The organism is Pantoea sp. S62, from assembly GCF_016658625.1.
In the GTDB taxonomy this organism is placed as follows: domain Bacteria; phylum Pseudomonadota; class Gammaproteobacteria; order Enterobacterales; family Enterobacteriaceae; genus Pantoea; species Pantoea vagans.
In genome coordinates, this window is record NZ_JACVVI010000036.1 from 1 (window position 1) to 9490 (window position 9490).

General features: G+C 49.1%; 13 protein-coding genes. 9 read left to right on the forward strand and 4 right to left on the reverse strand.

The window, feature by feature from the left end; all coding sequences use genetic code 11:
- The first annotated feature begins 756 nt into the window (after window positions 1-756).
- A complete protein-coding gene (locus IBT54_RS24610) occupies window positions 757-1143 on the forward strand; it encodes a relaxosome protein TraM (RefSeq protein WP_201253284.1) in 387 nt (128 codons plus the stop codon).
- Window positions 1144-1168: 25 nt separating this feature from the next.
- On the opposite strand, the gene IBT54_RS24615 is transcribed toward IBT54_RS24610, so the two are convergent.
- From IBT54_RS24615 to IBT54_RS24630, 4 genes are read right to left on the reverse strand one after another with little or no spacing between them, the layout of a single operon-like run.
- On the reverse strand, window positions 1169-2458 hold the full coding sequence (locus tag IBT54_RS24615; protein WP_201253285.1) for a sensor histidine kinase KdpD: 1290 nt from the start codon (window positions 2456-2458) through the stop codon (window positions 1169-1171).
- Window positions 2455-2907, reverse strand: coding sequence for a molybdopterin-dependent oxidoreductase (locus tag IBT54_RS24620; RefSeq protein ID WP_201253286.1), 453 nt, complete (start codon window positions 2905-2907; stop codon window positions 2455-2457). Before IBT54_RS24620 ends, IBT54_RS24615 begins: the two co-directional genes overlap by 4 nt.
- Window positions 2904-3338, reverse strand: coding sequence for an N-acetyltransferase (locus IBT54_RS24625; RefSeq protein ID WP_201253287.1), 435 nt, complete (start codon window positions 3336-3338; stop codon window positions 2904-2906). Before IBT54_RS24625 ends, IBT54_RS24620 begins: the two co-directional genes overlap by 4 nt.
- A gap of 11 nt (window positions 3339-3349) precedes the next feature.
- Window positions 3350-4120, reverse strand: a complete 771-nt coding sequence (locus IBT54_RS24630; RefSeq protein ID WP_201253288.1) for a response regulator — start codon at window positions 4118-4120, stop codon at window positions 3350-3352.
- A gap of 353 nt (window positions 4121-4473) precedes the next feature.
- Between IBT54_RS24630 and IBT54_RS24635 the strand changes: the two genes are divergently transcribed.
- From IBT54_RS24635 to IBT54_RS24670, 8 genes are all read left to right on the forward strand, one after another.
- Window positions 4474-4677, forward strand: a complete 204-nt coding sequence (locus tag IBT54_RS24635; protein ID WP_201253289.1) for a TraY domain-containing protein — start codon at window positions 4474-4476, stop codon at window positions 4675-4677.
- 232 nt (window positions 4678-4909) lie between these two features.
- Window positions 4910-5326 (forward strand): conjugal transfer protein TraA, encoded by a 417-nt coding sequence (locus IBT54_RS24640; protein ID WP_201253290.1) that lies wholly within the window; start codon window positions 4910-4912, stop codon window positions 5324-5326.
- 6 nt (window positions 5327-5332) lie between these two features.
- A complete protein-coding gene (gene traL, locus IBT54_RS24645; protein ID WP_201253291.1) occupies window positions 5333-5635 on the forward strand; it encodes a type IV conjugative transfer system protein TraL in 303 nt (100 codons plus the stop codon).
- Window positions 5636-5679: 44 nt separating this feature from the next.
- Window positions 5680-6279, forward strand: coding sequence for a TraE/TraK family type IV conjugative transfer system protein (locus tag IBT54_RS24650; protein ID WP_201253292.1), 600 nt, complete (start codon window positions 5680-5682; stop codon window positions 6277-6279).
- Between the two features lie 4 nt (window positions 6280-6283).
- Entirely contained in the window at window positions 6284-7021 is a 738-nt protein-coding gene (traK, locus tag IBT54_RS24655) for an F-type conjugal transfer protein TraK (protein WP_201253293.1), read from the forward strand.
- Window positions 7018-8403 (forward strand): F-type conjugal transfer pilus assembly protein TraB, encoded by a 1386-nt coding sequence (traB, locus tag IBT54_RS24660; RefSeq protein WP_201253294.1) that lies wholly within the window; start codon window positions 7018-7020, stop codon window positions 8401-8403. The genes traK and traB overlap by 4 nt, the downstream gene beginning before the upstream one ends.
- A gap of 11 nt (window positions 8404-8414) precedes the next feature.
- Complete coding sequence (gene rfaH / locus IBT54_RS24665; protein WP_201253295.1) at window positions 8415-8948, forward strand: transcription/translation regulatory transformer protein RfaH; 534 nt, start codon at window positions 8415-8417, stop codon at window positions 8946-8948.
- Window positions 8945-9340, forward strand: coding sequence for a hypothetical protein (locus tag IBT54_RS24670; RefSeq protein ID WP_201253296.1), 396 nt, complete (start codon window positions 8945-8947; stop codon window positions 9338-9340). The genes rfaH and IBT54_RS24670 overlap by 4 nt, the downstream gene beginning before the upstream one ends.
- The last annotated feature ends 150 nt before the right edge of the window (window positions 9341-9490 follow it).

A 9490-nucleotide genomic window follows, 5' to 3' on the forward strand; every position in this document is an offset into this window, starting at 1 on the left:
ATCACTTGCAAGAAAATTCGTTACAGACGCGCACAGTGCGCTGACGGGCATATGACGAACTTCGTCCGGGATATAAAGAATTCAGTATGACAGGGTTAATTAACAAGCCGCTCCTCAAAGGTAAAATTTCATCACACCCCACGCAAGGTATAATCTTGCAGTTTAGCTGTTTAAAAACATGGGCTTAACTTTAATTTCTAGCTGTTTTTTCGACGTATGATGAAAATTGTGTGTTAATTAACACACTTTGCTGTGCCTGATTGTGTGTTAATGCAGTGCCTAATTGTGTGTTATTGCAGTGCCGTATTGTGTGTTGATCCGGCACTGTAAACGGCACTGTGGTGTGTGCTGATTGTGGCTATTTAATTAAATCATCATCTTATGCATGGTACGTCAGTATGCAGTGCCGGATTAACACACATAAAAAAGGTCTGTGGTGCCGGATTAACACACATCAAAAACCGGTATAGTGCTGGATTGACACACATTAGGAACAGATTTGAGTGGCGATTTACGTATGAAAAGTGTGCACGGTGCCGGATTGACACACACAGAGCTGAGATACAGTGCCTGATTAGCATACCCACCGGATTAAATGAACAGTGCCGGATTGACACACACTGAAACCGGGGTAAATAATACAGGAAGGGCAATCTTATCCGAATGCGGCAGTCACGCTGGTGCCGTGAAGACAATATTCATAAATAAATCAAAAAGGCAGGGTAAAATAAACCCCGCCTTACAGGGAATACGGGAATGGCGCGCAGAAATATTTACTTCAAAGAAAAAACCGAAAGAGAAGTTCAGGAGCTGGTGCAGATAGAGCTGCAGAACGGCGCAACACACGGTGAGGTTAACTTCTCCTCTGTGGTGAATGAACTGGTGGGTATCGGTCTGATGGTCAAGAAGCATCAGGGTGAAGGAAATAAGTTTGATACAGAGGAATTTAATCGCGACTTAATACGTCGTGTTGCAGGCACGCGCGAAGGAACCAGCATCATGATGGCGATGCTGACGGAAATGTATCTGCATATCCGCGGTGAGTCCGGGGCGCAGGCGCTTGAGGAGATGATTGACCAGAACCTGACGGGAATGAGCTCCGCAGAGGATAAAGCGGAGAGCAAACATTTTATAGTTGAGTAATAGATAAGTCCGGAAGCTCCGGACTTTATTCTCTTTTTGATAAAGATAAATTAACAGTAGTTATCGGGATTATAACTTTAAAAGTAGAACCTTTATCAATTTCAGAATGCGCACTGATTCTCCCTTTCATTGTTTTTAAGTAGCTTTTAACTATCGAAAGCCCCAGCCCTAAACCTTGCCGGGTTTCACTTTCTACACCCTGATTGAAGGGCCTGAAAAGGAGGTTAAGTTTCTTACTATCAAATCCGCAGCCTGTGTCACTCACTCTTAAAAACAGGTGAGAACTTGTCACTCTGAGCCTTACTTTTATTAGCCCGGAATGGGTGTTTTTGTTTGCGTTATCTATAATGTTGTGAATTATAGATATGACTTTTTGTTTGTCAGCATTGATAAGAACATTCTGCGGATATACGCTACACTCAATTTTATTAGCATTGCTTTCATTATAGAGAGATAAACCGGCATTCAGAACATCTTCTGTATAAAAACTAACATTATTAAGACCAACGTTACCGATTTCTATTTTAGAGAATTCAAGTATTTCTTTAGTCTGATGATATAGTTTATTAGAGTGAAAGGTGATTTTTGCCAGATATTTTTCTGAGTTTAAGATATCCCCCCTTACGTCAATCATATCTGATGATAACTGGATTTTTTGAATCGAGCCTGAAAGTTCGTGATATATAGCAGAGATAAAAATATTTTTACCTTTGATCGCTGAATTCAGTCGCGCAATATGGACCCAAAGTAAAATGATCAAGGTAAAGAGAAGTACTATGCTGGAAAGAGCAGCAAGTTCTGTATAAGAGGAGTTGTCAATAATCAGTGATTTTATTGTGTTGAAATTTCTTATCTGAATTCTATAGATGATTTCCTGCAGATTGATAAGTGTGGGCTGCATCTTATTCATCTGCTGTAATAGCACATCCTTCCTTTCCGAAGCAGTTGTTGCTTCATTTAATCTACTTAACTCAGCGCTTTGCTTTTCCAGAAGTTCAAGGGCACTCAGGAAATCCGGCTCATAATAAAAAGAATTTATACGAAGCGATTTGTTTTTAAGAATTCTGACTTTTGAATCAAAAACGGATTTCTTTGTTTCAAAGTTGTCAGGTTTTTCTGTCTGGTAAACAGAGGTCCGGGTTCTTTCAAATGCCAGGAAGAGGATTTCAGCTGTCGAATAGTTATCAAGGTTTGGCTCAATACTCTTATACTGATTTTTTATCTCATTAAATTTCTGGACAGTGAAAAAAACAGAACCTGAAAAAGAAAGAGTCAGCACCAACCCGAGCAGGACCGGGACAATCTTCCCCTTCATTTGATAGCCTCAATCCTGTTGATCTGCCAGACGGTTTTTGCATTTACGTCAAGTTTGTTAAGTTCCGGATGCTGGTCTCTCGGGTAAATTACAGCAAAAGGACCCAGGTCAGATACCGGTATCACTTTGTCATTTTTACGGAATGCCAGGATGACCTGGTATTTCAGCAGTTCTTCAACTGGCAGTGTGTAGCTGTAGTCATCAAGTGCATAGACTCTCAGGGATGATGCCGTAATCGAATACTTTGATAGCAGCTCTGTAAAGGGCACACCCTCAAAGGTCGCTTTAGGCGTGAAATTTGTAGCTGTCGTGATTGATGTGACTGGTAGCTTTAGCAAATCCTCTGTAGAAACGTTAATTTCTTTACTGCCATCTGCCAGAACAAAGGAGTCAGCATACGCTGCTTTGGCCGAGAGCAAAGAGAACAGAATCGCTGTAAATAACTTCATTTGGCCATTTTCCTTTTCTTCATAATCAACTGTCCATATTCATCATGACCGCAACTATGCCAGCCTCGCGCTTGATAGAAGCGAGCAGCTGATGAGTGTTCATCCGTGGTCAGCTCAATCTCAGTGTCTCCCTGTTCAAAAAACCACTCAGTGGTTTTTTCCAGTATCGCTCCACCAACGCCCTGTCCTTGGTACTCTGGCCTTACAAACAGACCACCTATCAATGCATGGGGTATGTGAATGCCCAAGCCGTAACCCACATAGCAGTCATCAAACCTGCAGATCCATCCGCCATTCTGAGCAACATCAGCCAGAATTACTTCTCTCTGCAGATACTCGATCTGATGGGCATGGACAAGGTTTTCGGTGACGGAAAATCTTATGTCGTACATCTCTTTTATATGTTCAGCCGTTAATTTAATTAATTCCATTTTAGTGCCATTTAAAAAAAGAGGTTTGCAAGTAATATGGATGAAAGTATAAAAACACGGGTCGGCTTTTCAACCAGTTCAACTCCATATTCCATAATGGTTTCTCCTATCTCTCGTTCATGCTGATTCAGTTGCCCGGTAAGCAGGATTATCGGCACGGTCTCGCTTTTAGAACGGATCTTCTTGATCACTGCCTCAGAGGTTTCGCTGTAGTCCAGTAACCAGTCAATAACATATCCATCATAATCTTCCCTGTCGACTGCCTGCATCATTTCTTGTGCAGTCTCGTAGACCGACGCATCGATACCGTATCTGTTAGATACTGATTTTAATAGCTCAAGAAGTTCTTTATCATTATCGAGTATGGCCAGTTTAGGTGCAGGCAGAAAATCCATTCTGATTACCCGCTTCATATCTTTATTAAATTTAATGCCCGTTGGATTAACTACATAATAATTTTTATGAAGATAAGCGTAGTTAATGCCTGGCTCTTTAATATCCACTTTTTCTTCGCTGACAATAATATTACATCTTACATGCATATCATTAACAATAAATATGCCGTTATACGATTTTTCTTCTTCAAGGGATTCGTGGAAGTAATTATAAACTGATTTTAGCTCGTTATAGAAAACCCCTCTTTTACCATCAAGTTTTTGTTTGGCGCTCTGATATTTAATACTGAGGATGTCAGCCATTGTTGAAGCCTGTTTCCTCTTTTCGATTCCTTTCCGCTCAAAAATTTCTAATACCTTTTTGAGGTTTTTATTAGATGTGTCCAAAGTCTACTCCCGCCCATCGGTTACTTTTTGCTCAGCTAGCGCTATGACTCAAGAATTTGGGTTAAACAAAAGATGATACACGAACGAGTATCTTTTGAAGGGTTTTTTGATTCTGTAACGCTCTGTTTAATAAGCTTTTTTTCGATAATCTCAATTTCTATATAGAAAGATACTCAAAAACTACTCGAAATACTTTTCAATAAATGCATAATTCTTTACAGAATCACATCATTACTGAGTTGTTTTTGAGTTGTTTTGTAAAGGTCTTTTATCAGTTTTCGGGACGGCTTGAGACAAGAATTAATAGCTAAGTTCATGATTAAAAAAATTTTTAATCACATAAGAGACGCCTTATGGCCAATGCAAAATCCATCAGGGCAGGTTCAGTATTAGTCCACCTGTCAGAGGAGACTAACCAGCTCCTAGTGGAATCATCTAAGCGTTCAGGAAGAAGTAAAACACGAGAGGCAAAAATCCGACTTGAAGACTCACTCAGATCATTCTCCGACCTGGCCGCTACAGGTCGGAGATTCGAATCTGCCACTGACTGTGAGTAGCTATTGAGTCTGTTCGCCGCCCATGCCTCTCATCTTAATATTTTTATATAACGCTAATATAAATTTACTGCTTATAAGGAGGTGTAAGTACAGCCCATTCTGAAAGAGACTCATATTCGATTAAAATGCTTTTCCAGTCTGCATCAGATATTGCTGATACAGGACACTGCTCGCCATTATAAAAATGGTGAGTCCTTTTTTTTAGAACCTGATTCTGATTAAGGATTAAATAATGCAAGCTTCAACTTTCGCTTCCGGTAAAACGGATAGCGTGGCGGTAGCATTGTCTGATGTCTACCACAAACCCTTATCTGGTAAATATCCCTCCATTAAACAAATACTGAAAGGTCTTACTCATACCGCCTGTAAAAAAGTTTACCGGCATCGTGCAAACGTAACCCTTGTAGCTCTCGCAATGCTGTTCTTTGCATTGCCACATTTTGCAGGAGCTACTGACCTGCTGGCCGCTCAGAAGCAGGATGCCAAAGACACGTTCGGTCATGGCAGTACCGTTGAGTGGGGGTTTTACATCGGCGAAATCATCATCTCGATTGGCGGATACATTAAAACGCGCAACCCGATGCTTTTCGTCGGCGGTCTGGCTTTCCTCATCGTTATCACCCGCACCTTCTTCGCCCTGGCCGGTTAATGCCGCATGAACGGGGAATCGCTTCAGTACCAGTTCCCGGAAACACTCAATCAGCAGAAACGCCTTGGCGGACTCCCCACAGAGGAGGCCGTGCTCATCCTTGCGTTCGCGGGCATCGGCCTGCTCTGCGACCTGTTCATTGTGATGCTGATTGTGGCAGGCGCGCTCTGGCTGTTAGTCCGCCATCTGAAGAAGGGGCAGGGCACCTGGTGGCTCATGAACCTTCTTTACTGGTACCTGCCGACCGCGCTGCTCCGGCTGCAGTTCCGCCGCGTGCCCGACTCGGGCAACCGGCACTGGATGCAGTAACCCACGCGCCATCTCCGGATGGCGCTTATTAAAAGGATAACGCTATGAAGTATCAGGTCCGGGAGGGGCGCAACCGGGTAATCATTCTGGCCCTGTGCGCACTTTCGCTGCTCGTATTTATTCTCGCCGTCAGCAGCGTCGTCACCGGCGCGCTGGCGTGGCACTTTGCAAAAAAGCAGAAGACCCTGACCACCCCGATGATGTTTGACCGCCCGTTCATCTCCGATTCCGCCTCCGGAGATGCGGCCTTAAACGGCATGCTGGTGCGCTCTTTCGTCAACCTCCGCCTTTCAGTCACGCCTGAAACCGTGGACAGCCAGCATGCCGCCCTGCTGCGCTTCGTTCCCGCTGAGTACCGCGACGACATGAAAAAGCAGCTCGCCGCCGAAGCTGAGTACATCAAAAACAACGGCGTCTCTTCCGTGTTCCGCATCGATGACGAAATCACCGACTCCACCACCGGTGACATCACCGTGCAGGGCACGCTGAGCGCGAGCACCACGAACGGTAACCTGAACATTTCGCTTCCGGATGCCAGTAAAGCCTACCGGCTCAGCGTGCACTACGTGGACGGTCTTATCCGCCTGACGGCCTTCCCCGAGGTGCCCTGGACTCAACCTGAACGCCGCCCGCAACAGGACTGAACCGATGAAAAAGACCCTTTCCGCCCTGGCCGCTGCCGGCGCGCTGGCGCTGCTGCCGGCCGCCGGGCAGGCAGCCGTACCCGGCCCGGCCGGGACCCCGTTTGAGAATAATGCGCATCTTAAGGCGCAGATGAGTAATACCAGTCCTAACAAAATCATTATCGACGGCGAGCTGATTACCGGCATCACTGGGCCGGACAATGCCTACCTCAAAAGCAACACTGCCGACGGCGCGCTGCTGATTACGCCACAGACCGGTCAGGACTTCACCATCTTCCTGGAAACGGCCGGCGGCGTAGGCGTTTCGATCGACGTGTCACCCAAACCCGGTAACGGCCGCACGCTGCACCTGATACCGGCGGATGTGCCACTGAAGCCCAACCCGGACGCAAAGGTATGGGAGGAGAGTCAGCCCTTCCAGAAAGCGCTGGTAAGCGTTGCGCGCAGAATTGTCAGCGGCGGGGTGCCGGAGAATTACACCGAGGTAAAGGCCTCGCGTGGTCCCGCGTATAACCCGCCTGCGGGCTTGCTGCTGACACCTGAGCGCCAGCTTGCCGGCTCCCACCTGCGGGTGATGCGATACCGCATGAAAAACACCGGCTACGTGACGCGGACGCTGAGTGAAAAACAGTTCTGGCAGAAGGGCGTGCGGGCGGTAATGCTCTCAACCCGCACCCTGTATGCAAACGGCGAAGGCTTCGTGTGGGTGATTTTCTCCACTGACGCGGAGGGCGGGTCATGAGCAACATCAACACCGCCACGCGCCGGCGCCAGTGGGTGATTACCGGCGTGGCCGCCGCGGTCATGCTGGCCACCGGCGGGGGCATCTGGGCGTACTCACACCATCAGGCGGAGCTAAACCGGCCCGCGCCAAAGGCGGCACCGAACCTGACCGGCAGCCTGGTGAATACGTCCTTTACCGAAGGGGTGGCCACCGCCGCGCTGCAGCAGCAGCAGAACAAGACCGCCGGCCTTGAGCGCGACCTCGGCACGCTTACCGGCACGCTGAAAAGCCAGAATGAGGAGCTGCAGAAGAAGCTCAACACGATGGCAGACGCAATCAGTCAGCTGCAGACGCAGCAGGCGGGCCGGCCGGCAAACGGTCCTTCCGCTACCACACCGGCGGCCGGAACCACTCCTGTTAATGCACCGGTCTCCGCCGGGCAGTCCGGTCCGGCGCAGTGGAGCATCAACAGTCCGGGCAGCGGATCGGCCAGAGGGCAGGGAGGACAGTTTTACCCGCCCCAGGGGCAGGCCTTCTATCCCGGCGCAGGTACGGTGCGTCCGGGCGGTCTGAGCCGCGAAACCTTCACCTACGCTGCGCTTACCGAGAAAAAAACAAAGCTTCCCTGGATACCCTCTGGCTCCTTTTCTGAGGCCACGATGATTGAGGGCGCTGATGCCAACGCCAGCGTGACCGGTCAGCAGAACACCTCGCCGGTGGTCATCACCCTGCTCGGCGAGGTCTCCATGCCTAACGGGAAGACCTGGAACATGGACCAGTGCCGCGTGACCGGAGAGATGTACGGTGACATCTCTAGCGAGCGTGGTGAGGTGCGCACCAAAAACATCAGCTGCATCCTGGATAACGGCAAGCATATCGATATGCCTTTCGACGGGCACGTGTCCTTCCAGGGCAAGGTGGGCATCCGCGGTAAGCCGGTGATGCGTAACGGCGCCATTGTCGCCAATGCCGGTGCCGCCGGCCTGCTGTCCGGTTTCGGTGAAGGTATCCAGTCTGCCGCCACGCCAACGGTCGGGCTGGGTGGCAGCGCCTCAGTTGGTGCCGGTGACATCTTCAAGCAGGGGCTCGGTGGCGGTGCCAGCAAGGCGGCGGACACGCTGAGTCAGTACTGGATTAAGCGTGCCGAGCAGTATCACCCGGTGATTGATATCGGTGCCGGCAATGCGGTGACGGTGGTGTTCCAGCAGGGCTTCCGTCTGGAAACGATTGAGGATGCCGAAGCTGAAAAGGCGAAGCAGGAGGCTCCGCAGGCCGCCGTGCAGCAGGCCTCAGCAACTGCACCGGCAGTCAGCAGCAGTAACGGCAGTGCGCCTGTTCTGAATCCTGACGAAGTTCTGCGTCAGGCCAGCCAGTTGCGCCTTGGCGACACTATTAATTAAGGAGATGACAGATGAAACAGTGGTATGTACTCAAGTCGTTATTTAATCAGGAAAAACGCGCCGAAGCCCATCTGATCAATCAGGGGGTGGAATGTTACCTTCCGCTTTTCACCTGTCAGCTTGTTGCCGGGGGAAGCGTTAAACCGGTTAAACCCCAGCCACTTTTTCCTGGCTATCTGTTTGCGCGATTCGACCCTGAAGAAATTCACACGACGACTATTAAAGCAACGCGCGGAGTCTCAACCATAGTCAGCTTTGGCAATCGCATCGCAATTATGGGTGATGCGGAAATGGAGCGCATAAAGCGGGGAGCTGAGTCGGCCGCGCAGGCAGACATGCAGGCGCCTGAGCATGGCGATATAGTTCTGATAACAAACGGCACGTTTGAAAACATGCAAGCTATCTGGCATGAGCCGCAGGGCGCAAAGCGTGCAATGCTTCTCCTGAACCTTATGGGAAGACTGGTTGAACTTGATCTCAAAAAGGTCCGGTCTCAGAACATCCAGTTCCGCAGGACGTCAACACACGGACAGGAGGCAGCATGAAGGGGCTGATTAGACGCTGGCGTCATCCGGATAACAGGGTTCACGCTTATGTGGTTCTGGTTGCAGTCATGCTGGCGGTGAACTTCACCGTATCCGGTCTGACGATGCGTGATGGACTGACCGGCTTCCCGGGCTGGCAGGTCTGGCGGCTGGCCCTGTTAGCATCTCCCGTTATTGTTCTGCTGGCGTACCTTTTCAGGGATATGGCGGTCATGACCTTCTGGGCGATGGTGGTGCTCTGGCTGATGGTGGCAGCATTTTATCTTGTCTGGGGCGTATGGTTCTGGGCAATACCGATACCCGACTCCAGAGACATTTTATTCATGGCGGGCTTTACCACCGGAATAGCGTATTTTTTTACGCTGCTCTTCACCCTGCTTAACATCAGATAACGAAAATCCGGCTGCGGAGGCAATCATGAGTAAATACAACCAGCGTGAACTGCGTATCCGGCTTTGCGCGCTACGGCTTCGTTATCATCGTGCCTGGCTGGCACAGGCGAGCAGCTGCCGGCTGGCCGCTATGCTGACCGAAATCGATAT

What these genes read in the sequence shown, in the direction of transcription:
- IBT54_RS24610 (WP_201253284.1), top strand. Translation starts at nt 757, where the DNA reads ATGGCGCGCAGAAATATTTACTTCAAAGAAAAAACCGAAAGAGAAGTT.
- IBT54_RS24615 (WP_201253285.1), bottom strand. Translation starts at nt 2,458, where the DNA reads ATGAAGGGGAAGATTGTCCCGGTCCTGCTCGGGTTGGTGCTGACTCTT.
- IBT54_RS24620 (WP_201253286.1), bottom strand. Translation starts at nt 2,907, where the DNA reads ATGAAGTTATTTACAGCGATTCTGTTCTCTTTGCTCTCGGCCAAAGCA.
- IBT54_RS24625 (WP_201253287.1), bottom strand. Translation starts at nt 3,338, where the DNA reads ATGGAATTAATTAAATTAACGGCTGAACATATAAAAGAGATGTACGAC.
- IBT54_RS24635 (WP_201253289.1), top strand. Translation starts at nt 4,474, where the DNA reads ATGGCCAATGCAAAATCCATCAGGGCAGGTTCAGTATTAGTCCACCTG.
- IBT54_RS24640 (WP_201253290.1), top strand. Translation starts at nt 4,910, where the DNA reads ATGCAAGCTTCAACTTTCGCTTCCGGTAAAACGGATAGCGTGGCGGTA.
- traL (WP_201253291.1), top strand. Translation starts at nt 5,333, where the DNA reads ATGAACGGGGAATCGCTTCAGTACCAGTTCCCGGAAACACTCAATCAG.
- IBT54_RS24650 (WP_201253292.1), top strand. Translation starts at nt 5,680, where the DNA reads ATGAAGTATCAGGTCCGGGAGGGGCGCAACCGGGTAATCATTCTGGCC.
- traK (WP_201253293.1), top strand. Translation starts at nt 6,284, where the DNA reads ATGAAAAAGACCCTTTCCGCCCTGGCCGCTGCCGGCGCGCTGGCGCTG.
- traB (WP_201253294.1), top strand. Translation starts at nt 7,018, where the DNA reads ATGAGCAACATCAACACCGCCACGCGCCGGCGCCAGTGGGTGATTACC.
- rfaH (WP_201253295.1), top strand. Translation starts at nt 8,415, where the DNA reads ATGAAACAGTGGTATGTACTCAAGTCGTTATTTAATCAGGAAAAACGC.
- IBT54_RS24670 (WP_201253296.1), top strand. Translation starts at nt 8,945, where the DNA reads ATGAAGGGGCTGATTAGACGCTGGCGTCATCCGGATAACAGGGTTCAC.